This window comes from Weissella thailandensis, from assembly GCF_001932615.1.
In the GTDB taxonomy this organism is placed as follows: Bacteria; Bacillota; Bacilli; order Lactobacillales; family Lactobacillaceae; genus Weissella; species Weissella thailandensis.
Window position 1 is genome coordinate 893,391 of the sequence record NZ_CP014332.1, and the last position, 24,046, is coordinate 917,436.

The 24,046-nt window shown below is 38.9% G+C and carries 23 protein-coding genes and 1 riboswitch; of the genes, 21 read left to right on the forward strand and 2 right to left on the reverse strand.

Translation table 11 applies throughout. The features are described 5' to 3' along the window. Positions 1-41: 41 nt before the first annotated feature. Entirely contained in the window at positions 42-518 is a 477-nt protein-coding gene (locus FOL01_RS04320; protein ID WP_083603433.1) for an NUDIX domain-containing protein, read from the reverse strand. Positions 519-635: 117 nt separating this feature from the next. Here FOL01_RS04320 and FOL01_RS04325 point away from each other — a divergent pair, with 117 nt between their 5' ends. From FOL01_RS04325 to FOL01_RS04380, 13 genes are all read left to right on the forward strand, one after another. Next, on the forward strand, positions 636-2,339 hold the full coding sequence (locus FOL01_RS04325; RefSeq protein WP_075269512.1) for a hypothetical protein: 1,704 nt from the start codon (positions 636-638) through the stop codon (positions 2,337-2,339). Positions 2,340-2,354: 15 nt separating this feature from the next. Further along, complete coding sequence (locus FOL01_RS11190) at positions 2,355-2,495, forward strand: hypothetical protein (RefSeq protein ID WP_165845866.1); 141 nt, start codon at positions 2,355-2,357, stop codon at positions 2,493-2,495. Between the two features lie 21 nt (positions 2,496-2,516). Beyond that, positions 2,517-3,785, forward strand: a complete 1,269-nt coding sequence (locus FOL01_RS04330) for a tetratricopeptide repeat protein (protein WP_075269513.1) — start codon at positions 2,517-2,519, stop codon at positions 3,783-3,785. A 144-nt stretch (positions 3,786-3,929) separates the two neighbouring features. Then, the gene (locus FOL01_RS04335; protein WP_075269514.1) at positions 3,930-4,631 is read left to right on the forward strand and encodes a tRNA (adenine(22)-N(1))-methyltransferase; all 702 of its coding nucleotides are present in this window, start codon (positions 3,930-3,932) and stop codon (positions 4,629-4,631) included. Next, positions 4,618-5,415, forward strand: coding sequence for a Nif3-like dinuclear metal center hexameric protein (locus FOL01_RS04340; RefSeq protein ID WP_075269515.1), 798 nt, complete (start codon positions 4,618-4,620; stop codon positions 5,413-5,415). The genes FOL01_RS04335 and FOL01_RS04340 overlap by 14 nt, the downstream gene beginning before the upstream one ends. 15 nt (positions 5,416-5,430) lie before the next feature. After that, positions 5,431-6,666 carry a peptidase T gene (pepT, locus tag FOL01_RS04345; protein WP_075269516.1) on the forward strand — a complete coding sequence of 412 codons (1,236 nt, stop codon included), beginning with the start codon at positions 5,431-5,433 and terminating at the stop codon, positions 6,664-6,666. A gap of 59 nt (positions 6,667-6,725) precedes the next feature. Then, positions 6,726-6,908, forward strand: a complete 183-nt coding sequence (locus FOL01_RS04350) for a hypothetical protein (protein WP_075269517.1) — start codon at positions 6,726-6,728, stop codon at positions 6,906-6,908. A 177-nt stretch (positions 6,909-7,085) separates the two neighbouring features. Next, a complete protein-coding gene (locus tag FOL01_RS04355; RefSeq protein ID WP_075269518.1) occupies positions 7,086-10,523 on the forward strand; it encodes a pyruvate carboxylase in 3,438 nt (1,145 codons plus the stop codon). Between the two features lie 143 nt (positions 10,524-10,666). Then, on the forward strand, positions 10,667-11,299 hold the full coding sequence (locus FOL01_RS04360) for a hypothetical protein (protein ID WP_075269519.1): 633 nt from the start codon (positions 10,667-10,669) through the stop codon (positions 11,297-11,299). A 193-nt stretch (positions 11,300-11,492) separates the two neighbouring features. Next, a complete protein-coding gene (rpmG, locus tag FOL01_RS04365; protein ID WP_002827335.1) occupies positions 11,493-11,642 on the forward strand; it encodes a 50S ribosomal protein L33 in 150 nt (49 codons plus the stop codon). A 2-nt stretch (positions 11,643-11,644) separates the two neighbouring features. After that, positions 11,645-11,914 (forward strand): 30S ribosomal protein S14, encoded by a 270-nt coding sequence (gene rpsN / locus FOL01_RS04370; protein ID WP_075269520.1) that lies wholly within the window; start codon positions 11,645-11,647, stop codon positions 11,912-11,914. 149 nt (positions 11,915-12,063) lie between these two features. Continuing rightward, positions 12,064-13,254 (forward strand): SAM-dependent methyltransferase, encoded by a 1,191-nt coding sequence (locus FOL01_RS04375; RefSeq protein ID WP_075269521.1) that lies wholly within the window; start codon positions 12,064-12,066, stop codon positions 13,252-13,254. A gap of 114 nt (positions 13,255-13,368) precedes the next feature. Then, a complete protein-coding gene (locus FOL01_RS04380) occupies positions 13,369-14,475 on the forward strand; it encodes an SLC13 family permease (protein WP_075269522.1) in 1,107 nt (368 codons plus the stop codon). Positions 14,476-14,533: 58 nt separating this feature from the next. Here FOL01_RS04380 and FOL01_RS04385 read toward each other — a convergent pair whose 3' ends face one another. After that, positions 14,534-15,190 carry an NAD(P)H-binding protein gene (locus FOL01_RS04385; RefSeq protein WP_075269523.1) on the reverse strand — a complete coding sequence of 219 codons (657 nt, stop codon included), beginning with the start codon at positions 15,188-15,190 and terminating at the stop codon, positions 14,534-14,536. 200 nt (positions 15,191-15,390) lie between these two features. Between FOL01_RS04385 and FOL01_RS04390 the strand changes: the two genes are divergently transcribed. The 8 genes from FOL01_RS04390 (at position 15,391) to FOL01_RS04425 (ending at position 24,027) form a co-directional block, all read left to right on the forward strand. Beyond that, on the forward strand, positions 15,391-16,206 hold the full coding sequence (locus FOL01_RS04390; RefSeq protein WP_075269524.1) for an AraC family transcriptional regulator: 816 nt from the start codon (positions 15,391-15,393) through the stop codon (positions 16,204-16,206). Between the two features lie 142 nt (positions 16,207-16,348). Then, the gene (locus tag FOL01_RS04395) at positions 16,349-17,770 is read left to right on the forward strand and encodes a glycoside-pentoside-hexuronide (GPH):cation symporter (RefSeq protein ID WP_075269525.1); all 1,422 of its coding nucleotides are present in this window, start codon (positions 16,349-16,351) and stop codon (positions 17,768-17,770) included. 31 nt (positions 17,771-17,801) lie between these two features. Then, entirely contained in the window at positions 17,802-18,968 is a 1,167-nt protein-coding gene (locus FOL01_RS04400; protein WP_075269526.1) for a galactokinase, read from the forward strand. Between the two features lie 17 nt (positions 18,969-18,985). Further along, entirely contained in the window at positions 18,986-20,491 is a 1,506-nt protein-coding gene (locus FOL01_RS04405) for a UDP-glucose--hexose-1-phosphate uridylyltransferase (RefSeq protein WP_075269527.1), read from the forward strand. Positions 20,492-20,579: 88 nt separating this feature from the next. Further along, on the forward strand, positions 20,580-21,152 hold the full coding sequence (locus FOL01_RS04410) for a TetR/AcrR family transcriptional regulator (protein ID WP_075269528.1): 573 nt from the start codon (positions 20,580-20,582) through the stop codon (positions 21,150-21,152). A gap of 127 nt (positions 21,153-21,279) precedes the next feature. Beyond that, complete coding sequence (locus FOL01_RS04415) at positions 21,280-22,611, forward strand: dihydrolipoyl dehydrogenase family protein (protein WP_075269529.1); 1,332 nt, start codon at positions 21,280-21,282, stop codon at positions 22,609-22,611. A 197-nt stretch (positions 22,612-22,808) separates the two neighbouring features. Continuing rightward, positions 22,809-23,432: a pyridoxamine 5'-phosphate oxidase family protein gene (locus FOL01_RS04420; protein ID WP_075269530.1), complete on the forward strand. Its 624-nt coding sequence runs from the start codon at positions 22,809-22,811 to the stop codon at positions 23,430-23,432. A gap of 44 nt (positions 23,433-23,476) precedes the next feature. Further along, positions 23,477-23,521: riboswitch (PreQ1 riboswitch) on the forward strand. 5 nt (positions 23,522-23,526) lie between these two features. Continuing rightward, the gene (locus FOL01_RS04425) at positions 23,527-24,027 is read left to right on the forward strand and encodes a QueT transporter family protein (RefSeq protein WP_075269531.1); all 501 of its coding nucleotides are present in this window, start codon (positions 23,527-23,529) and stop codon (positions 24,025-24,027) included. Positions 24,028-24,046: the final 19 nt, after the last annotated feature.

The window sequence follows — 24,046 nt, forward strand, 5'->3', positions numbered from 1 at the left end:
AGGTGGTTGAGACAAGATAAATGTCTCAACCACCTTTTGTGCTAAAAATACCAACCATAGGGGACTTCTTTACGAATTTGGTCAATTGCTAATTGGTGTTGCTGATTGTACATTTTAGGTTGTTTAGCTAGTGGTACGAATTCTAATGATAGTGTTTCGTCGCCATCAGCAATTAGCTTGCCACCAGTTTTTTCAACTTCGAACAGGAACATTGGAATTTGGGCTTTGTCACCTGATGGAAAGGTGTGGTGAAAATTGGTATCGACACCAATCAAGGCGGTAATCTTAACGTCAATGCCAGCTTCTTCCTTAAATTCACGAATGAGTGATGTCGGAGCTGATTCGCCTAAATTTTGCATACCACCAACGAGACTCCAACCAACCTCGCCATCACCACGTTGTTCCATTAATACTTTTTGACGCGTATCGTCAAATAAAATACCAGCCACACCGGGCATAATAATTTCTTCATGACCAATTTTGTGACGTAAGTCCTTAAAGTAGTCTTCCATAACCATATAAAATAATGCCCCCTGAATGCTTTGTTGTGCTCATCATAGCATACCGAGGGGAAACTTAAAAAAGCCTGACGTTATGGTACAATTAAGTTATCTATTTTTTATGAGGAGAAATGCATGATTACATCATTTTTAGTTCTGGAAATTACAGCGATTGCGACATTTCTATGGGCAAAAAAACTAAAACTTAGCAAACTGGATTGGTTGGCAGTTGGTATTGTCACCATTATCAATGTTATTTTTATTTATTGGTGGATGCCGGTACCAACACTATCACAATTAGTGATCCCAGTAGCGCTTGAAACCACATTGGTTAGTATTTGGGCGGTTATTACAGGCGCATCATCAGTATTGGTTGAACGCGTAGTAAATGGTAAACGTTCTTTTAGCTTACAAGGGATAAACTTCTGGCCATTTGTTATTCCGCTTATTGCTATTGGTATATCTGTATCTGCCGGTGTCTCAAAGGCACTGACTGTACGACCAATGTATCATTCTGTACAAGCAAAGCATCATAAAGAAGCCCCTTTGACTAAGGATGATCAACCAATTGCTCTGTCAGCACAAGCTGCCGAAAATATGATGAAAAAGGCATTTTCACAAGTACCAGATTCATCAATGTATGAATTGGGTGATTTATCAGCACAATATATTAAAGGTAAGCCTTACTATGTGGCTCCGGTAGAATTTAATGGTTTTGTATCATGGTTTATGAATCGCGAATTACCGGGTTACTTTGTGACATCAGCAACCGATATTAACGACACGGCCCATTTTGTGAAGAAGGATATGGCTTATTCTGAAACCAGTTGGTTTTCACATAGTATTGCTCGTAAAATTTATATGGCAAACCCACGTTATCAACAAGTAGGTGAGCCGATTTTAGAAGTTGATAATAATGGCAAAACTTATTGGGTACAAACACTATTGCGTGTCCGCTGGGCTGGTCAATTGTTATTTGATAATATTCACGTATCAATTACTAGTGCAGATACTGGAAAAACAAAAGTGTATAAAACGAGCGACTTACCAAAATGGGTCGATGTTGGTGTTTCACCAGAGGCAGCGACATTAATGAATCGAACTTATGGTAATCCATATGCCTTTAACTTCCGTCATAAAAATCAAATCAAGCCAACTGAAAATGGGTCTGAAAGTGGTGTGACACCAATGTTTAATGTTAATGGCTCATTATCATATTTTGATGATTTTACAACGGTACGTTCAAATGCCGATTCAGATAAGGGTTATTCATTAGTGGATACGCGAACTGGTCAATTACGCTTCTACACTGGTAAAAATGTTGGTATCATGGATTCTGAAGGGGCAATGAAGGTTGCCAAACAGCTGCATCCCCAAAATAAGTGGCATGGTTCAAATCCTGTGATTATGAACGTTGATGGTACGCCAACTTGGGTCATTTCAATGATGGATAATAATGAACGTTTCCGTGAATATGCCTATATCAAGGGAGCTGACCAAAACATTATTGGTGAAGGTGCGAATGCATCAGATGCACTGGCAGCTTACCGTAATGCACTTGCCGGTAGTGCTCAAACAGCAGCGGCTAGTGATGCAAAAGCCAAAGTCAAAAAGGCTAGCGGCAAGGTTGCACGAGTGAATACCAATGCAACGTTAGATAATAAGCAAGTTGTTGTCTTTAAGCTGGTTGATGATGATATACTATATACTTTGGATCCGTCACAGAAGCAAACAGCTTTGTTGATGCAAACAGGTGATCAGGTTAATTTAAAGGCTAAATCTGTTAAGGGAGCCACGGTAGCGAATGTGGTCTCACTTAAAAATGAGTCACTGAAATAGAAAGAACATGACATTATGGGAAAAGGAACAATTAAATCAAATGATTTTGCTCGTGGTGCGGCAAAAAAAGGTCAGGTAACGGCTGATCAAAAGAAATCAGCACGACAGGCTTTGCTTGCACAAGCAAAGAAAAAGGCTCAAGCAAACAAACATTAATTTTTAAGAAAGGATGGTGTTATGGTAAGTTTTGCAGAACGAATGCTTGATGAATTATCAAGTGGACAATTAGAGGCGGCAAAGAAATCTTTTGCCTCTGCTTTGCGTTATGATGATGACGATACGATTTATTCATTGGCTGAGGAGCTTTATGGGTTAGGATTTTCTAACCAAGCCCAGCGTGCATATAAAAAATTATTAGCTAAATACCCGGATGAGGATCAATTACGGACGTCTTTGGCTGACATTGCCATTGATGAAGATGATACGGACCAGGCACTCATGTACCTATCAGAGATTTCAGAGGATTCAACAGCTTATATTGAATCCTTATTAGTCGCTGCAGATTTGTATCAGTCAGAAGGGCTGGTAGAAGCTGCGGAAGGTAAGTTATTGGCTGCATACCAGCAGGATTCAGAAGAACCAATCATTCAATTTGCACTTGCAGAATTTTATTTTGCCACTGCAAAATATCAAGTGGCCATCCCATATTATCGACAACTAATTAAAAATGGTGAACGGTATTTCTCTGGCTTGGATATTGTGTCGCGAATCGGTGTGGCTTACGCATTAGTGGGAAACTTCGACAATGCGCTGGGTTACCTTGAACAAATCAAAGATGCAGATATGACGCCAGATGTGCGTTTCCAACTTGGTTTAACTTATGCAACAAATCCAGAGAATCAGCAAAAAGCGATTAAAACTTTTACTGAGTTACGTGAAATTGATTCATCATATGCTGGTTTGTATGAACCACTGGCGCAGTTATATTTGAATACGCATGAGCCTAAAAAAGCATTGGTGACATATCAAGAAGGCATTGCGGTCGACCCATTTAATGCTAAGTTCTATCAAGAAGGTGCTAAAATCGCTGCTGAGCTCGATGAAAATGAACAAGCGAATGCCCTTTATAAAGAGGGATTGGAAAATAATCCAGCCGACTCTATTCTGGTTACCAGCTATTCTGATTTCTTGGTGAAAACTGGAAATGATATTGATAACATTAATCTATTGAATGATTTCTTTGACAATGATGATACGGATGTGAATCCACAACTTTATTGGAATTTGGCCCAAAGTTACACAGCCTTAGAAGATTTTGAAATGGCTACTAAGTATTGGCGTGCTGCATTGCCATTCTTTATGGATCAACCAGACTTTTTGAAACCAGCTTATTATTATTTCAGAGGTGAAGGTGAACGTGAGCTTGCCTTACAAGCGTTGCAACAATACGTCAAATTAGTACCTGAGGATTACGACATGGTCGCTACTTTACAAGACGAATTTTAACAAAATAGCATACAGTTCTAATGGGATTATAGACATTAGAACTGTATGCTATTTTTATATGTTTTAGGCTGTTTGTCACGGTGTGTTTAACAATGTATAATATGATTATTAGAAATTAATAAGATATAGAAATGAGGACGGACAATGGACGCTTGGCATTTGTCAAAACGTTTAGCAGCAGTAGCGGATTTTGTACCCGATGGCGCTAGAATTGCAGACATTGGGTCAGATCATGCTTATCTGCCTGCAAATTTATTATTAAATAAACATATTTCATTTGCCATTGCTGGGGAAGTTGCACCTGGTCCCTTGGCAAATGTTGAAAACGAAATAGCACGTCATGGTTTACATGATGTATTGATGCCACGGCTTGCCAATGGTTTAGCGGCAATTAAAACTAGTGATTTAGTTGATACCGTCGTTATTGCCGGTATGGGTGGTCGTTTGATTTGTCAAATTTTAACCGAGGGTGAATTAGATAAATTCCGCTATCATCGGCTCGTTTTGCAACCAAACATTGATATCGATTTGGTTAGATCATGGTTATCTGAAAATGGTTATCAACTAGTCGATGAGGCGGTCGTTACAGATGATGGCCATTACTATGAAATATTGGTTGCAGAACCGGGAAACGTCACTTATTCACTGCGCGAATTGAAGTTTGGTCCCTATAATTTAACTGAACCGTCATCAGTTTGGTTAGAAAAATGGCAGCGTGAAGCCATGCGTATTCGAAATATTATGCGCAAGCTTGAGTCCGCTGATCAATCAGAAAGTGACGCTTACCAAGAATATGCAAAAGAATTGCAAACGATAATGGAGGCAATTGCTTATGCTAGCATGTGATTTAATAGCAAAGATTGAGGACTATGCACCAAAGTCTTTAGCTTGGGAAAAAGATCCAATTGGATTACAGTTAGGTAATCCGAAAAAAGAAATTCATCGGGTGATGACAACGTTAGATGTTCGCCCGGAGGTGGTGCAGGAGGCGATTGATCAGCAAGTCGATTTTATTTTTGCTCACCATCCAATGATGTTTCATCCTGCTAAAAATTTAGACTTATCAGTTCCGCAGAATGCGATGTATGCTGATTTGATTAAACATGACGTTGTTGTTTATGCTGCGCATACAAACTTAGATGCTGCCGTGAATGGCATGAATGACTGGTTGGCGGCAGCATTACAATTAAATGATGTGCAACCCCTCATCCCTAATGATGATGGTCAGACTGGCTTAGGTAGAATCGGCCAGTTGACCGAACCGCAAACTGTGGCCACATATGCGGGTTTTGTGCGTGATTTATTCCAGGTGAAAGCGGTGCGTGTCATCGCTAATGATTTACAACGACCAATCCAAAGAATTGCCGTCTTAGGTGGCGATGGTGGTGATGAATATCCACAAGCATTGGCTGCTGGTGCAGATGCTTACGTCACAGCGGATTTTTACTACCATACAGCTCATGATGTTTTAGCAGATGATTTTGTTGTGATTGATCCAGATCACCACATGGAGGCCATTGCTAAACAACACATGGTTAACTTAATTAAAGATTGGCAAACAGAGAATAGCTGGCATTTAGAAACAGTGTTTGCATCAACGACTAATACCGATCCATATACTTATATTTAATAACAGAGGTGTAACATGACAGAAGAACTTTATCCTAATTTAGTTGATCGTTTTATCGATTACGTTAAAATTAATACCCAATCAAATGAAAATTCAACAACGATTCCATCTGATCCAAAAGAAGTGGCTTTTCTAAAAGATTTAGCTGCTGAGTTAAAGACGATTGGTTTGGAAAATGTCCGGACAATGCCTGATGGTTATGTTTTTGCCGAACTAGCTAGCAATATAGCTAAGGAAGTACCAACAATTGGTTTTATTTCACATGTTGATACAGCAGACTTTAATTCGGAAAATGTGCAACCACAATTTGTGACTGATTATGATGGTCAATCGGAAATCAAGCTGAATGACGATTATTCATTAACAACAGCAGATTTCCCATCATTAAAGAAGTATGCGGGACATACCTTGATTACATCAGATGGTACAACCCTTTTGGGAGCAGACGATAAAGCGGGAGTTGCAGAGATTGTCTCAGCAGCTGAACACTTTATTGCTCATCCAGAATTAGAACATGGTAAGCTGGTCTTTGCTTTTGGGCCTGACGAGGAAATCGGTGTTGGGGCTGATAATTTCCACGTCGCAGAGTTTGGGGCTGATTTTGCCTATACCGTTGATGGTGGACCGCTTGGTGAACTTGAGTGGGAAACTTTTTCAGCTGCGTCAGCAGTTGTTGAAATTCAAGGACGTAATGTTCATCCTGGAACAGCTAAAGATACGATGGTCAATGCCTTGCAAGTTGCTATTGATGTTCATAACGCTTTGCCAGCGGGGGATCGTCCTGAATTAACGGCTGGACGTGAAGGGTTCTTCCATTTACTAAATCTAGCAGGTACGCCTGAAGATGCTCGTATGGATTACATCATTCGTGACCATGATCGTCAACAATTTGAAGCGCGTAAAACATTAATGACCGAGATTGTTGATCGGTTGAATAACCAACTGGGTGTTGATCGTATTAAGTTGACACTAAAGGACCAATACTACAATATGGGAGAGATTCTTAAGGACGATATGACGCCGGTTGATTTGGCGGCTGAAGCCATGCGTGATTTGAAGATTGATCCAATTATTGAGCCGGTTCGTGGTGGGACTGATGGTTCAAAGATTACATTCCTAGGGCTACCAACACCTAACTTGTTTGCTGGTGGTGAAAATATGCACGGTCGTTACGAGTACGTTTCGACGACGGTGATGGCGCAGGCAACTGATACAATTATTAAAATTGCTACTTTGAACGCTGAAAAATAAGCTAAGTAAACTTTAAGTTATCAATGATAGACTCTTACTTACAAGATTGGGGGTTTTAGATGCTTTTTTTAATTATTATGTTAATCATTGGCCTTTGGTGGTGGAAGAGTTCACGTCGAATAAAGCAAACTATCGCTAAAGTGCAAGAACAATCATCTGTTCAGGGTAAACAACAAGCAACGCATGGTGCAAATGTTTTCGATGGTGAATTTGAAGAAATTAAGACGAATCACCGTCCATAAATATTAAAATGAAATTAGTGAAACATGGATTGCTATTAATAAAATAAGAATAATTTAGGCGTCATATACTATATTTTGTGGTATATGGCGCTTTTTTCTGCTACACTAAATGATAAACATCATTATTTTAAATGAGATGTTTATCATAAATCAGGGTGTTAAGGGGAGTTCAATCAAATGGAAAAGTTGTTGATTGCAAACCGAGGTGAAATTGCCGTCCGCTTAATACGTGCAGCAAAAGAACTCGGAATCAAGACAGTTGCTATCTTTGCAAAAGAAGATGAATTTGCTGTTCATCGTTTCAAAGCTGATGAAGCTTATCAAGTTGGTGCGGGTAAAGCACCAATTGCAGCCTATTTAGATATTGCTGATATTATCCGCATTGCAAAGCAAGCAGGTGTAGATGCAATCCATCCTGGATATGGTTTTCTATCTGAAAACGACGAATTTGCTGCTGCTGTGGAAGCAGCTGGCATTAAATTTGTTGGTCCTAAGTCTGAGCATTTAAAGATGTTTGGTGACAAAATCGTTGCTAAACAAATTGCAGCTAAGGCTGATGTGCCAACAGTACCAGGTACAGATCATCCAGTAGCTGACGTGCAAGAAGCGTTAGCCTTTGGTAAGGAGCATGGTTATCCACTATTTGTTAAGTCAGCGGCCGGTGGTGGTGGTCGTGGGATGCGTGTTGTTGACCATGAGGAAGAATTAAAAGAGGCCTTTGAGCGCGCAGCATCTGAAGCCAAACAAAGTTTTGGTAAGCCAGATATTTATTTGGAAAAGTATTTGCGCGATCCGCAACACGTCGAAATTCAAATTTTGGCGGACGAACAAGGTGAAGTGATGCATTTGTTTGAGCGTGATTCATCTATTCAACGTCGTCACCAAAAGATTATTGAATTTGCCCCAGCTGTTTCAGTTTCAGTGGCTATGCGACAACGCATTCAAAATGCTGCCTTACGGTTGATGCGCAGTGTTGATTATCAAAGTGCTGGTACCGTTGAATTCTTAGTTGAGGGTGATGACTTTTACTTTATTGAAGTTAACCCACGTGTTCAAGTTGAACACACAGTCACTGAAGAAGTGACAGGCGTTGATATTGTGAAGTCACAATTATTGATTGCCCAAGGTTATGGTTTGCATGAAACACCGGTAAACATCCCTGAACAGGATCAATTACAAGCAGTTGGTGTGGCTATTCAGTCACGTATTACTACTGAAGATCCAGCCAATAATTTCATGCCTGATACTGGAAAAATTGATTGGTATCGTTCACCCGGTGGAACAGGTGTTCGTCTAGATGCTGGTAATGTTTATGCCGGCGCTACAGTAACGCCTTATTTCGATTCATTGCTAGTTAAGCTAGTGACACATGGTTCGGACTTTGCAGCTGCAGTTGATAAAATGAAGCGCGCATTGAGCGAATTTGTTATTCGTGGTGTTAAAACGAATATTCCATTCCTAAAGAACGTTTTTGCTCATCCAACATTTAGAGCAGCAGCGGCACCAACGACATTCGTTGACAATCATGCCGAATTATTTGAAATTTTGCCAGATAAGGATCCTGAACGTAAGGTCTTGCGGTATGTTGCTGAAACAACGGTTAATGGATTCCCAGGATTGGATCATGATCGACCAAAGATTTATACGTCAACCCATTATGAGCCAACTCAGGCAACGACATTACCTAATGACTTAGTAACCGCCAAGGATGTTTTGGATGCTAAAGGTCCTGATGGCGTGGTTGATTGGTTAAAGCAACAAGATAAAGTATTGCTGACTGATACAACGATGCGTGATGCACATCAATCATTATTTGCGACACGCTTACGAACGAAAGATATGGCGTCAATTGCAGCAGATTCACAGTTAGCCTTACCAAATCTATTCTCAAGTGAGATGTGGGGTGGTGCAACTTTCGATACTGCTTACCGTTTCTTGGGTGAGGATCCTTGGGAGCGTTTGCGCATATTACGTAAGAAAATGCCTCGAACATTAACTCAAATGTTGTTCCGTGGTTCAAATGCGGTTGGTTATCAAAATTATCCAGATAATGTTTTGGAAGAATTCATTAAATTATCTGCTACGAATGGTATGGATGTTTTCCGTATTTTCGATAGTCTTAACTGGCTGCCACAAATGGAAAAGTCAATCCAATACGTACGTGATAATAATAAACTTGCCGAAGTTGCGATGGCTTACACGGGTGATATTTTAGATACCTCAAGAACGAAATACAACTTGAAGTACTATACAGATTTTGCTCAAGAATTAGTGGCACAAGGGGCCCATATTATTGCTATTAAGGATATGGCTGCATTGTTAAAGCCTGAAGCAGCCTATCAATTAGTTAGTGCGCTAAAGGATAAAGTCGATGTACCAATTCATCTACACACCCACGATACTACTGGTAATGGTATTTATACTTATGCCCGTGCGGTTGATGCGGGGGTAGATGTTGTGGATGTTGCAATGTCAACATTTTCTGGTGCAACATCACAACCTTCTATGGGTGCATTGTACTATTCACTAACTGGACATGATCGTCAACCAGAGTTAGATATTCATGCAGCTAATCGAATCAATGACTATTGGGCTGGTGTACGTCCATACTACCGTGACTTCATGAGTGAAACGTCTGGTACTCAGACAGATATTTTTGAGGTTGAAATGCCAGGTGGTCAATATTCTAATTTGCAACAGCAAGCCCAAGCATTACGTTTAGGTGACCGTTGGAATGAAGTGAAGAAGATGTATGTGACAGTCAATAAGATGTTTGGCGATATTATCAAGGTAACTCCTTCATCTAAGGTCGTTGGTGACATGGCATTGTTCATGGTACAAAATGATCTAACACCTGAAAAGGTATTAGCAGATGGTCAATCAATTGATTTCCCACAATCTGTCGTTGACTTCTTTGCTGGTGACTTGGGTCAACCAGTTGGTGGTTTCCCAGAAGATTTGCAGAAGGTTGTTTTGAAAGGTCGTAAGCCAATTACGGTACGCCCTGGTAAGTTAACCGCACCGGCTGACTTTGCAACCAAAGAGGCCACGTTGAAGGAAAAGTTACATCGACAGCCAACGGCTGAAGAAGTTATTTCATATATTCTTTATCCAAAGGTATTTTTGGATTATATGGCTAACAATGATAAGTTCGGCCCAGTGACGGTGCTAGATACACCAACATTCTTCCAAGGTATGCGTCTGGGAGAACGCATTGATGTTAAGATGGGCGAAGGTCAAACGGTTATCTTCCAGCTTGAAGAAATCGGGGAACCAAACGTTGATGGTGTCCGGACCTTATACTTTGATGTTAATGGTACGCCACTAGAAATTGACGTACAGGATGCTAGTGTGCAAACGACAACGGTTGTTCGTCGTAAGGCAGAACCATCAAATGAACATGAACTTGGTGCAACCATGGCCGGAAGTGTCGTCTCAGTTAATGTAGAAAATGGTCAAGCGGTTAAACAAGGTGATACGTTACTTGTTACTGAAGCGATGAAGATGGAGACATCTATTCAAGCACCATTTAATGGAACAATCAAGCATATTTATGTGACTGCCGAAGATATGGTTGACGGTGGTGATCTATTATTGGAGATTGAACCAAACTAAAATTTAATCATGATGAAGAGTGAAAAGTACCCATTAGTAACTAACGGAAACAGGCTTGCTGCTTGGCAAGAAATTCGTTATATTGGTGTTAGGGCTTTTTGCTCTTTTTATTTATCAAAAATTAGCAAATTAAGGAGATAATCATGCAGCCGTGGTGGCAGAAAAAAATTACTGTAGGTGCGGGGATGGTTGGTAGCCTACTATTAATCCTACAGAGCGTTTTAGGAACAATTGTTTGGCCAACGTATAAAATCAGCCAATTTCCTTTAGCCATGTTAACGGCCAAGGGGACTTCTTACGAATATGCGTTTAAAACGTTACAATTAGTGGCTGGTAGTTTAGTATTAGTTACGTTAATCGCACTGATTAAATATGCGGTAGCAACAGAGAAAGTCATGTTTAGTCGAGATTTAAAGCTGTTAGCTATCGTTTGGTTACTTTGGTTACTCGTTCAGTTTCTTTGGCCAATTACCTTAGATGTTGCGATTACAACGACACCAGTATCAATGCGTGATATTGTTTCTGGTCTATTAATTATTGTCATGGCACTGGCGCTGATTCAATTGGGTAGATCTGCTAGGAAAAATAATTTTGAATCATTGCGCAATGCACTGACCTTACTGGGTATATTATATGTTCTGTTTAATTTCCTAGCATACGTCGTTACGGTCATTGGCTGGCCAATATATGGCTTTTTAGACGTTATTGCAAATGATATTTTGGCAGTTGCGATGGGATTTTTGAGTTGGTACTTTATGCGACTCGCTGAGTCTTAATGTTAGCAGGCAGGTTTAAATTTTTTAGGATAAAATACTTGCTATTTACCGAAAAAGTGTGTAATATAAATATTTGTAATTTACTAGCTATATTGTAACGGCGCAAGCTTGGGGATTAGCCCAATGCAGCTAATCCTGTCGTTCAAATTAGTGGTGGGGGGCACCCCGCAAATAAATTCAAGGAGTTATGTTAATGCGCATTAACATTTTATTAGAAGCCGCCGAAACTGGTGAGCGTATCTACTTGACTTCTAAGAACCGTCGTAACACGCCAGATCGTTTGGAGTTAAAGAAGTATTCTCCAAAGTTGCGTCGTGTTACTGTGTTCAAGGAGGTAAAGTAATCATGGCTAAAAAGTCAAAGATCGCTAAGGAAATGAAGATTGAAGCAACTGTAGAGAAGTACGCTGCAAAGCGTGCCGAACTAAAGGCTGCTGGTGATTACGTTGGGTTGTCAAAGTTGCCTCGCAACGCTTCACCTGTTCGTATCCACCGTCGTGACAAAATTGATGGTCGTCCACGTGCCTACATGCGTGACTTTGGTATGTCACGTTTGAAGTTCCGTGAATTGGCACACAAGGGTCAAATTCCTGGTGTTAAGAAGGCTTCATGGTAAAATTTTTACCATAAAGCATTAAAAGAGTATCACTTTATTGTGATGCTCTTTTTTTTGTGTATTCATAAATATTTTTAAGCAAGTGGCCAGCAAAACTTGACAATAAGGTATACAATGGAGATATATTTTTATTGTGAGGTGTGAAAGGAATGTTACAAAAAAAGGTTTTAAATAAACTTCTTGCAAGTGCGTTTGATGTGCCAGTAATGGTGACATACTGGGACGGTAAGACTGAAAATTATGGTGAAGGTCTACCACAAATTCATATCACATTTAATAAGAAACTTGATTTAAAACGTATGGCTAAGGTGCCAACATTAGAATTAGCTGAAGCCTATATGAAGCGTGATATTGAAATCGATGGTAGCATTCAGGAACTGGTTACCGCGGCATATCGTCAGGCGGATAGTTTTTTGACGGATCAAAGTGGTTTTACCGGTTCTTTGATTAGCAAATTTACATCTTCGCATGATAAAGAAACATCAAAAGAAGATATTCAAAGCCACTATGACATAGGGAATGATTTTTATAAAAAGTGGTTAGACAGCACAATGACTTATTCATGTGCTTATTGGGCGCATGATGATATGACGCTTGAAGAAGCACAAATTGCCAAGGTGCATCATATTTTAGATAAATTACATGCTGAGCCCGGTAAAACATTGCTTGATATCGGTTCTGGATGGGGAACACTGATTATTACAGCTGCCCAAGAGTATGGATTGGATAGTTATGGTGTCACATTATCTCAGGAACAATATGATTATACAATGACATGTGTGAAGGAATTGGGCTTGGAAGATAAAGTACACGTGCTGTTACAGGATTATCGTGATATTGACCAACAATTTGACTACATAACGTCAGTTGGTATGTTTGAGCACGTTGGTAAAGATAATCTAGCAGAGTACTTTAAAGACGTTGAAAAATACTTAGTTCCAAATGGTCGTGCACTAATCCACGGTATCACTGGCCAACATTATGGGGCAGGTGTAGATCCATTTATTGAAAAGTACATTTTCCCAGGTGGCTATATTCCGAATGTTGTTGAAAATGTTACCCATGTCTTGGATGCAGGCTTGCAATTGGATGATCTTGAGCCACTACGTCGTCACTATCAAAAAACACTTGAACATTGGGCTGATAATTATCATAAAGTGTTTGATGAAACCGTTAGTGAATATGGTGAAGAGTTTGCACGCATGTGGGATCTATACTTACAAGCTTGTGCAGCATCATTTGAGGCCGGTAACATTGACGTTATGCAGTTCTTGCTAACAAAGGGTGCGTCAGGTCATGATTTGCCAATGAACCGTGCCTTTATGACGGCTAGAGATTAAATATATAGTAAAATAGTTTAAAATAAGTGATTAGTGTATAAAATGATAACTAATCACTTATTTTTATTGGAAAATTCCACGATCGATGTATAAAAATGATAAGGAAAACAACGTATGAAAACACTTGTTTATAAAATTATTAACGATCGCACTTTGTGGGTAACAACAGTCTTGCTCATTTTGGCGTTGTTTGTGGGCCATGTTCAGCTTAACGATATTGATATGCAGACAATTCTTTCATTACTTTCATTGATGATTTTAATCAGTTTATATGAAGGGGAAGGATTGCTAAAGTACGTTGCGCTGACGATTATTAAGAAGTGTCAAACAACTCGTCAGGTGCAGCTCACAGTTTTTCTATTGGTGTTTTTTAGTGCAATGTTTTTAACGAATGATGTGGCTATCATAACTTTTATTCCGATATTTGTTGTCATTGCTCAAAAAATACATGTTAACGCCGTCTTACCAATTATCCTGTTAACTGTATTTGCTAATCTGGGTAGTGCAGTAACACCATTTGGTAATCCACAAAACATCTACTTAGCTAGCCATTATCAGCTACAAATGGGTGATTTTTTTCAGATGTCATGGCCGCTAGGATTAATTAGTTTCTTATTTGTTCTGCTTAGTAGTCTATTTTTTCGATCATCAAATCTGGAACAATTAACACTTGATTTGCCAACTATACGTCCCAAACAGACTAAGTTGTTGATTGCAGGTAGTTTTGTTGTTCTAGCCGGATTGCTGCATTTATTGCCAATTATGATTTCATTAGTTGTTAGTATTCTATTAACATTAGTTATTAACAAAAAACGCTTTTTACAAGTAGACTATGGCATTATCATTTTGTTTGTTGAGCTATTTTTAATAGTCGGTGTATTGAGCCGCATACCAAGCGTAGTATCACTATTTGAAGAATTGACTACAACGGATAATGGCTCATTTATTTCAGGAATTGTCCTTAGTCAATTTATTAGTAATGTGCCAGCGGCTGTCTTATTAAGTGCTTTTACTAGTCGGGTGAATGCTGTGTATTTGGGTGTTTCGATTGGGGGATTGGGAACGATTATTGCATCATTGGCCAATTTATTGGCTTGGCGACAATATCAACGCCAAATTGAAGAAATTAATTACAGCTTTCCGATTAAGTTAATGGTCATTAACTTATTATTATTGTTAATTTTTATCGCGTTAGGCTATGCCATATTAACGGTTGCATAAAAAAGGACATCAACTAACCATTTGAATATGGTTGATTGATGTCCTTTATTTGTATTTATTAGCCATTTGTTACGATAAAACGTTCTTGCTTGTGAGCAGGTGTGATTATTTCGTCAACAATAGCCTTAGCCATTGTGTCGCTAGTTGTTTGTGAACGTCCTTGTTCATCAAATAGCATATCATCTTTACCATAAAGCACCTTATCAGCTAATTCACCAGGCACAAATAATTGACCAGGAGAAACACCCGTCCAGCTAACATTTTTAACATCCTTTAGGAAATTAAATTCGTAAAGTTGGTTTTCGGGAATACTTTGCCAAGCAGCATTGTTTGGGTCAGCTTTGATATCTTCATAAGCAAAATGACGTTGATCACCTGTGCCAACAAATGTACTACCAGCACCTAAGATAAAGATTAAACGTGGTGATTCTGTTTCACGAAGCGTAGCAACTAAATGGGTTGCTAGATCTGTATGTAGATAAGCCTTTTCTGGTGCCGTTGCAAAAGCATCAACGACGACGTCAAATTGTTCTAAATCAGACTTGGTTAAATTGAAAGCATCAGATTCAATCAACTGAATATTTGCACCGAGATTTTGCTTTGCCTTATCTGCATTACGGACAATTGCAGTGACATCAAGGCCTGCTTCTTGCGCTGCCTTGAATGTGGCTGAGCCTGCCATTCCGGTAGCACCGATAATACCAACTTTAGTCATAAAAAACCTCCTGTTTGATAATCATATTTAATTACATTTTATAAGTAAAAAAACGAAAAAGCAAATTATACCCATAATGGTTATGAAAAAATCTCATAATAAGCTAAAATAGTGAGTAGACATTTTATGGTACAAGTATAAAAATGAATAGTTTAGACATAAATATAATGACAAGATTAAGAATAAAGTGAGGAAAATATATGCGTGCATATTTCAATTTAGATGCTAATGATTTTCCGGTCACGGTTGAACATATAGGTGCTGAATGGCCCCAGGACCAAATCATTAGATATCAAGGGTTTCCGCATTTTCATTGGTTGCAAACGGAAAAAGGAGTTGGCAATTTTTGGATTGGCGAAAAGCACCTAATTTTGCCGGAAAAGGCGGGGGTACTAGTATCGCCAGGTGTTCCTCATCGGTACGAATCAGCTAATGTTAATGATAAATGGGAAGTTATATTTGTGACATTCCAGGGGAAATTTGCCGATGATTTCAATCTGCAAATGATGAATCATGATTATGTTTATATTCCCCCTGAAAGAGGGGTTGAGTTTGTTAATCAAGTAGAACAGATTATTGCAACTTTAGAATCAAATCCTGTAGATCATGAATGGGTATCAGCACTATCGTATTACCTATTATTATCGCTTGGACGTGAAGAATCTTATCATGTCAATGTTAACCATCCTGATTTTATTCGCTATGTTAAGCCGGCTATGAACTATATGTCAGAAAATTTTGCAACCAATTTAACGATTACATCGGTTGCTAAGCATTTAAATATGACGCCACAGTATTTAGATCGTTTGTTTCAAAAAATTATGCATTTAAGTCCCCAGGAATACTTGCTCCAAGTTAGGATAAGTCATGCTAAAAAACTATTAGTTTCGCAGAAGCATTTACGAGTGGTTGCAGTTGCCAATGAAAGTGGCTTTCGTGATGCAGCGTACTTTAGCCGTATTTTTAAACGTGAAACAGGGGTTACTCCCATAAATTTTAGAAAATGGCAAACATAAATGCCAAAAAACAGCTTGATACGACTTGAGCATACTTTCAATTTGTCCTTTTTTTTGGTTTAAAATAAGCAAATATACGTTTGAAAGCGCTTTATCATTAATATTGTAGATATGCACAGACGTGCTTTGGAGGAATTATATTATGAAAATGGTAAAACAGTACTTGTCGTACGCGGCAGGAGCGTTTGGTCACGATGCATTTTATGCAACATTAAGTACATACTTTATGATGTTCGTGACAAGTCAGTTATTCAACACCTCGGATGCAGGGTTTAATGACAAAATGATTGGTTGGGTAACTGGTCTGATTGTTGCCTTGCGTGTTGTCGAAATTATCTTCGACCCAGTTATTGGTGGTGTGGTTGATAACACTCGTACTCGTTGGGGAAAGTTCAAGCCATGGTTGGTGGTCGCTGGATTAATTAGTTCAGTACTGTTGATTGTCATCTTTACTGACTTTGGTGGTTTAAATGTTAGCCACCCAGTGCTATACATTATCTTGTTTGGAATTGTATTTATTACACTGGATGGTTTCTATTCATTCAAGGATGTGGCTTTCTGGTCAATGTTACCCGCTTTGTCTTTGGATAGTAAAAAGCGTGAGAAATTCGGAACAATTGCGCGTTTCGGATCAACCTTAGGTCAACAAGGTGTTCAAATTGTTGTTATCCCATTGGTAACATTCTTCTCATTAATCTTTCTTGGATCACATGCTGAAACAAAGACTGGTTGGTTCTGGTTTGCCGTTGTTATTGCGGTAGTTGCATACGGTGGTGTTTTGCTAACTGTATTTGGAACGAAAGAAGAAGATAACATTGTTCGTCAGAATACTGAAAAAGCTGGCATCAAGGCTATCTTTACAGCTGTTGCCAAGAATGACCAATTAATGTGGCAAGCATTGTCATACTTCTTGTTTGCACTAGCTTATGTTTCTACAAATTCAATGTTGTTGTACTACTTCAAGTATGTCATGGGGGCCGGAGATAAGTTCTACTTAGTTGGAATCTTTACCGCCATTGAAGGAATTGTCGCAGTTTCAATTTTCCCAACATTGTCAAAGTTTTTCTCACGTCGTACGATCTTTACGACAGGTGCAATTATCATGTTGATTGGTTATGCACTGTTCCTATTCTCAGCAAATAGCTTACCATTAGTATTAACAGCGATTACGTTGTTCTTCTCACCATATCCAATCTTGTTCTTGGTTGTTTTAATGACAATTACTGATTCTGTTGAGTATGGACAATGGAAGTTGGGAATTCGTAATGAATCAGTGACATTATCATTGCGTCCATTGATTGATAAGTTAGCTGGTGCTTTCGCTAATGGTATCGTTGGTGTCGCTGCTGTTGCTGCTGGTATGACTGGTTCAGCAAAGCCTGAGGATATTACTGATGCTGGTATGCAGTCATTTAACTTGTTTATGTTCTACATCCCAATCGCTTTGATTATTATTTCAGTTCTTATTTACTGGTTTAAGGTAACACTAACTGAAAAGAAGCACGCTGAGATCGTTCGTCAACTTGAGGAACGTTTGCGTAAGGAAGAAGCAGAAAAGAAATAATTTAAAAAAGGAATTTTAAAGGTATTTAATTATGACTCTTACAAAAGAATTAGGTGAATCATTCCAACGTCGTTTTGGACATGCTGCAGAGCACTTTTTCTTCTCACCAGGACGTGTTAATTTGATCGGTGAGCACACTGATTATAATGGTGGTCATGTGTTCCCAGCCGCAATTAGTGTTGGAACATATGCTGCAGTATCATTACGTGATGATGATGAAATCCATGCATTCTCAGCAAACTTTAAAGATGCTGGGATGGTTACTTTCAAAACAGATGATTTGGAACTTCGCCAATATGATAGCTGGGTAAAGTATGTACGTGGTGTTATTAGTGAAATGGGCAAATTAGGCCATGAAGTACCACGTGGGTTTAACTTGGCTATTGTTGGTGATATGCCAACAGCATCAGGTTTGTCTTCATCGGCATCATTAGAATTGTTGATCGGTGTTATGTTGAATGATTTATTTGATTACGGTATGGATACCTTATCATTAGTAAAGCTTGGTCAAGCCGTAGAAAATGATTATCTTGGTTTGCAAACAGGGATTATGGATCAATTTGCGGTTGCCTTTGGTCAAGAAAAGCAAGCTATTTTCTTAGATACAAACACAATGGACTATGAAATGGTCCCATCTGACTTTGGTGATTATGACTTAGTAATCATGACAACAAACAAAAAGCGTGAATTGGTTGATTCAAAGTACAATGAACGTCGTGCCGAGACGCAAAAGGCGCTTGAAGAATTACAAGCAGTGACTGATATCAAATCATTAGGTGACTTAACAACTGATGAATTTGAAAAAATCGTTGATCACATTAGTAGTTCAGTAAATCAACGTCGTGCTCGTCATGCAGTTGCTGAAAATGAACGAACTGTTTTGGCTAAAAAGGCCTTATCAGATCACGATATGAAGCGCTTTGGTGAATTATTGACAGAATCACATAATTCATTGCGTGATGATTATGAAGTGACGGGTGTTGAATTAGATACATTGGTTTCAGCTGCTATGGCACAACCAGGTGTCTTAGGTGCTCGTATGACTGGTGCTGGCTTTGGTGGTAGTGCGATTGCCTTAGTTGCCAAGTCTGAAGCTGATAATTTTGCTGCAGCCGTTGGTAAAGTTTACAACGAAAAGATTGGTTACCAAGCATCATTCTTTGTAGCTGATATTGTTGATGGTACACATGCCTTGTAGGAGGCCGAAGTTTTAAAATGAAGTCATTGAATGAAGAACAAAGTCAAGCCGTAATGAATTTCGTTGCATGGGGAGTTGCCATGCATGCTTATTCAGAAGCCGAAACAGTTTATCGAACAAATTTGGTACTAGCTAAGTTAGGTGTTACGACTATTACGCAGGGCCTAACGGGTAATACGGATACTAATTTAAGCGACTTAGCTGATCAATTGATTGCAATCCAAGACGTTAAGTTTGAAATGGGCTGGCAAGCAGCCATTAATCGTACGGAATTGCTAAACATTGTGACGCCGACACCAGATGTTTTGGCAACTGAGTTTGAACGCTTGTACAAGGTTGATCCTGAACAAGCGGTTAAATATTATTATTTTGTTAGCGAATCAGTTGAAAATGTTAAAGTGAAAGACATTGCTCGAAACATTGCTTTTACCCATAACTCAAAGTACGGGGACATTGAGATTACAATCAATTTGTCAAAGCCGGAAAAGACGACTGCTGAAATTAAGGCCGCTGCTAGTGCGCCGAAAGCTACGTATCCGCCAACTGCATTAGATTATACTAATGAAGGTTATCTTGGTACAGTGACAGCAGCGCCACGTTTGACACACCGTTTTATTCGTGAGAATTTCAGTAATGAAACTTGGGGTTGGCATTATTCTCCATATGCATATTTTGAAGAACACGCCATTTTTGTTAACTTTAAACGACAACCAATGCAGATGGGTCTACGGACATTTACACGTCTAATGCAAATTGTTACGCGGTATCCAATGTACATGGTTGGTTCAAATGCGGATTTGCCAATTGTTGGTGGATCAATTTTGTCACAAGAGCATTATCAAGCAGGTCGTCATGCATTTCCAATGATGAAGGCAGAGGTCAAGCAACACGTTGCTTTGCCTGAATATGAAAATGTTTCAGTTGATGTATTGAATTGGCCAATGACTGCTTTCCGAGTATCCGCAACTGATGCAGCTGATGTTGTGGCAGCTGGTGAATTTATTCGTCGGGCTTGGGAAAAGTATTCTGATGAAAAACTAATGATTTCTGCAACTAGTGATGAAGGTGATCGTCAACATACGGTCACACCAATTGCGCAGTTTAAAGATGGTAAGTACGAGTTGTACTTAGTTCTTCGTGACAATGGGACTTCAGCAGAGTATCCAATGGGAATTTTCCATCCCCATGCCGATGTCCAACACATTAAGCAAGAAAATATCGGTTTGATTGAAGTGATGGGCTTGGCTATTTTGCCAGCACGCTTATTAAAGGAATTGCAGAAGGTTGAAGAATTCTTAATTGATCGTGCATCACTTGATGAAATTGCCGAAGGTCATCGTGATTGGGCACAACAAATTAAGCAAAGTCGACAAGTCAGTCCAGCTACGGTAACAGAAATTGTTCAAGAAGAAGTTGGTAAAGTATTCGTTCGCGTGCTTGAAGATGCTGGTGTCTATAAGGGTGATGCAGAGGGACAAGCAGGCTTGGATCGCTTTATTAAATATTTAGCAAGTATTAAATAATTAGTATTTCTAAAATAAAATCATAAGAGTGACCTTAATTTAAAGGTTCACTCTTATTTTTTTTGATTAAACAGGCTAAAATAGAATCATGAGACAACGAGATGAAAATAAAATATCAGCTTTATCCGAGGCAGCTATTGATTTAGTTGCAGAACAGGGAATTATCAATTTAAGTATTAATAAAATGGCTAAGCGAGCTGGTGTCTCAGTTGCAACGGCGTATGTTTATTATGATAATAAAGCAGATTTGTTGGGGAAATTATTCCAGCAGGTACAAAATTTGCTAATCAACAATATGACAATGCCCGCGGCAGATTTACCAATTAAGGAACAATTTGCGGATATCCTCAGACAGTATGCGGCACGCTTTAAAAATAATGTGAAGGAGGTTGAATTTCTAGCAGCAATGCTAGCAAATCCACAATTTTTACCAGCAGAATTACAGAACAGTGGTTCATTATTAAATAATGAGTTATTGGCCGTTATTACACAGGCATACCGACAACGTTTATTAGTAACAGGTAGTGTTGATTTGATTGTTGCGCAAACGATTCAGCCTATGCAGTGGTTATTACAATCACGTATCCAAAATGGCCTGACAGTTTCTGATGCTGAGGTTGAAGAATTTATTGTGATGGCAACTGGAGCAATTTTTAAGTAATGCAAAAAATTAAGCTAAAATAAATGCACGTTTGATACTTTTCTTATATACTAGGTGTAACGGTTGATTTAAGAGATATCAGCTGATTGAGAACTTTTAGTAAAATTCCACGGGAGGAAGAAACAGAATGACAGCATATGATTATGATGTATTGTATATCGGTAGTGGTCATGGGACGTTTGATGGTGCAGCACCATTAGCAGCTAAAGGTAAGAAAGTAGCTGTTGTCGAGCAAGATCTTATTGGAGGAACTTGCCCAAATCGTGGATGTAATGCCAAAATTGCTTTGGATTCACCTGTCGCTTTGAAGCGTCACTTAGAAGAAGTCCATGGTATTGTCGATGGTGATATTAAAATTAATTGGTCTGAAAACCAAGCACATAAGCACGAAATTATCGCTGGTTTGCCAGATTTCATTCAAGGATTGTTGGATTCTTCAGATATTGATATCCTATTTGGTCGCGGTACCCTTGTTGATAACCATACCGTTAAAGTAAACGGTGAGGAAAAGACGGCTGAAAACATTGTCTTGTCAACAGGTCTACGTCCACATCGCTTGGATATTCCTGGTGATGACCTAGCTCATGATTCAGAAGAGTTTATGAATTTGAGTGAGATGCCTAAGCGAGTAACGATTATTGGTGCTGGTTATATTGCAATGGAATTTGCAACAATGGCTCAAGCAGCTGGCTCAGAAGTAACAGTTGTTTTGCATGGTGACAAGGCCTTACGTGCTTACCACCAACCATACGTTGAAACGGTTATCTCTGACCTAGAATCAAAGGGCGTTAAGTTTGTCCGTGAAATTGAAGTAGAAGCAATCGTCGGTGGTGCAAATGGCTTGGTTGTTCGTGGCAGTGATTTAAATATTGACACTGATTGGGTATTAGATGCTACTGGTCGAATTCCAAACGTTGAAAACTTAGGTCTTGAAGAACTTGGTATCAAGTTTAATGAAAAGGGTATTGAAGTAGATGATCATCTACGTACTTCAGTACCAAATATTTACGCTTCTGGTGATGTGATTGATAAAGAGCAACCAAAGTTGACACCAACAGCAATTTTTGAATCAACATATTTGATGCACACATTTGCTGGTGAAACAACTGACGCTATTCAATATCCAGTAATTCCATCAGTTGTGTTCACTTCACCTCGTATCGCTAAGGCTGGTGTGACTGTTGCTGAAGCTCAAGCAGATCCAGACAAGTACACGATCGTTGAAAATGACTTGTCAGGGGACTGGTATCGTCAAGTTGACAAAGAGCAAATCGGTCATAATACATTGATTTTTGATGCTGATCACAAGCTAGTGGGGGCAACAGAGGTTTCTAACAAGGCAGAAGATGTCATCGATGCTTTGTTGCCAGCTATTGAGTTTAAGTTTGGTCCAGCTGAACTAGAACGCATGGTTTACTTGTTCCCATCAATTGCTTCACAAGCATGGGGTCAATTGTAAGCATACATTTGATTATTGACTAAAATAAGACAATGCCTGAAATTGAAACTTTCGGGATTGTCTTATTTTTTTATGCTGTTTTATTTTTGATAATGATGAATATCATTAATTATTGAATTGTATATAGTTTTACCATAATATGTTTTGAGTAGCACTAGTGTTTTGTGATAAAATCACTTGTGAAGGAGAAAACAAACATGTATCCCAAAAGATTTATTCAGTTATTTATTATATTTTTTATCACAATTTTTATATCATTAGGCATCGTTAGTTTATTTAATGTGAGCGGTTTTTGGCTACAGGGTATTTTGATAACTATTATCGGTTATATTGTTTTAATTATCCCATTAACAACGTTGACCATCTTAAAACAACGGAAGAAGTTTAGTAGCAATACTGATAGTAATAGTGATGAAGTGTTTAACAATACATTAGCTAAAGTAGAAAATGTTTTTGTCCTTGCGACAAAGTCAGAAACGGGGAATTTAACGGCAAGCATTGTCACCTTCAAGCAATCCGCAAGTGATGACAATGTTTTCTTTGTCGTTACTGGTTCGGATACAGAACGTACAGCCAATATTGCTCGTAATGGTGTGGCTGCGGTCACTACTTGGTATGATGAAAAGACAGGCGCACGGTTTAGTTCAAAGCATGTTGCCGCATCTGTCATCGCTGACGATCAAGTGCAAGCAACTTTACAAAAACACCCAGAGATTAAAGCATTAGATGATAATTTTAACAACCATGTCATTATTCAATTAACGCTTGATTCAGCTTTAGTTGAATCATTCCGTGATCAGCCAATTGCCGTATCTTTCTAATCTATACAGGTAGTTGCAATTATTATTTGATAGTGCTATTTTAAATAACAGTGGTTCGTAACCATCCCACTCAAAAAAACTAGGAGTAGAAAATATGGCACAAAAAACTCATCAAATTAGTTCAACAAGAAATATGACAATAACAGCTGTTATCGCCGCACTCTACGTGGTGGCAACTGTGGCACTACCGTTTGCTTCATATGGACCGGTTCAATTGCGCTTTTCTGAAGCCTTTAATCATTTAGCAGTGTTTAATAAACGCTATATCGTGGCTATCACGCTGGGTGTATTTATTGCTAATATTTGGTCGCCATACGGGATTGTTGACATGATTGTTGGTACCTTGCAGACATTGTTGATGTTATCAATTTCTTACTATTTGGCTAAGCATGTTAAAAGTATTGTGGCACGTCTGGCTATTAGTACTGTGGTTGACACTTTGATGATGTGGGTGATTGCTGCTGAACTATACTATATTGCTAAGACACCATTCTGGGCAACATATGCTTGGACCGCATTGGGTGAATTTGGTGCTTTAGTTATCGGAGCAATTATTGTTTACATCATTAGTCGAACGATTGATTTAGAAAAATAATTAAAAAACGAAACCCGTT

Coding starts and splice junctions, on each gene's coding strand:
- FOL01_RS04420 (WP_075269530.1), top strand. CDS start 22,809: ATGTATCCCAAAAGATTTATTCAGTTATTTATTATATTTTTTATCACA.
- FOL01_RS04395 (WP_075269525.1), top strand. CDS start 16,349: ATGAAAATGGTAAAACAGTACTTGTCGTACGCGGCAGGAGCGTTTGGT.
- FOL01_RS04385 (WP_075269523.1), bottom strand. CDS start 15,190: ATGACTAAAGTTGGTATTATCGGTGCTACCGGAATGGCAGGCTCAGCC.
- rpmG (WP_002827335.1), top strand. CDS start 11,493: ATGCGCATTAACATTTTATTAGAAGCCGCCGAAACTGGTGAGCGTATC.
- FOL01_RS04340 (WP_075269515.1), top strand. CDS start 4,618: ATGCTAGCATGTGATTTAATAGCAAAGATTGAGGACTATGCACCAAAG.
- FOL01_RS04325 (WP_075269512.1), top strand. CDS start 636: ATGATTACATCATTTTTAGTTCTGGAAATTACAGCGATTGCGACATTT.
- FOL01_RS04355 (WP_075269518.1), top strand. CDS start 7,086: ATGGAAAAGTTGTTGATTGCAAACCGAGGTGAAATTGCCGTCCGCTTA.
- FOL01_RS04380 (WP_075269522.1), top strand. CDS start 13,369: ATGAAAACACTTGTTTATAAAATTATTAACGATCGCACTTTGTGGGTA.
- FOL01_RS04390 (WP_075269524.1), top strand. CDS start 15,391: ATGCGTGCATATTTCAATTTAGATGCTAATGATTTTCCGGTCACGGTT.
- FOL01_RS04410 (WP_075269528.1), top strand. CDS start 20,580: ATGAGACAACGAGATGAAAATAAAATATCAGCTTTATCCGAGGCAGCT.
- FOL01_RS11190 (WP_165845866.1), top strand. CDS start 2,355: ATGGGAAAAGGAACAATTAAATCAAATGATTTTGCTCGTGGTGCGGCA.
- FOL01_RS04375 (WP_075269521.1), top strand. CDS start 12,064: ATGTTACAAAAAAAGGTTTTAAATAAACTTCTTGCAAGTGCGTTTGAT.
- FOL01_RS04425 (WP_075269531.1), top strand. CDS start 23,527: ATGGCACAAAAAACTCATCAAATTAGTTCAACAAGAAATATGACAATA.
- FOL01_RS04405 (WP_075269527.1), top strand. CDS start 18,986: ATGAAGTCATTGAATGAAGAACAAAGTCAAGCCGTAATGAATTTCGTT.
- rpsN (WP_075269520.1), top strand. CDS start 11,645: ATGGCTAAAAAGTCAAAGATCGCTAAGGAAATGAAGATTGAAGCAACT.
- FOL01_RS04350 (WP_075269517.1), top strand. CDS start 6,726: ATGCTTTTTTTAATTATTATGTTAATCATTGGCCTTTGGTGGTGGAAG.
- FOL01_RS04330 (WP_075269513.1), top strand. CDS start 2,517: ATGGTAAGTTTTGCAGAACGAATGCTTGATGAATTATCAAGTGGACAA.
- FOL01_RS04335 (WP_075269514.1), top strand. CDS start 3,930: ATGGACGCTTGGCATTTGTCAAAACGTTTAGCAGCAGTAGCGGATTTT.
- FOL01_RS04320 (WP_083603433.1), bottom strand. CDS start 518: ATGGTTATGGAAGACTACTTTAAGGACTTACGTCACAAAATTGGTCAT.
- FOL01_RS04415 (WP_075269529.1), top strand. CDS start 21,280: ATGACAGCATATGATTATGATGTATTGTATATCGGTAGTGGTCATGGG.
- pepT (WP_075269516.1), top strand. CDS start 5,431: ATGACAGAAGAACTTTATCCTAATTTAGTTGATCGTTTTATCGATTAC.
- FOL01_RS04400 (WP_075269526.1), top strand. CDS start 17,802: ATGACTCTTACAAAAGAATTAGGTGAATCATTCCAACGTCGTTTTGGA.
- FOL01_RS04360 (WP_075269519.1), top strand. CDS start 10,667: ATGCAGCCGTGGTGGCAGAAAAAAATTACTGTAGGTGCGGGGATGGTT.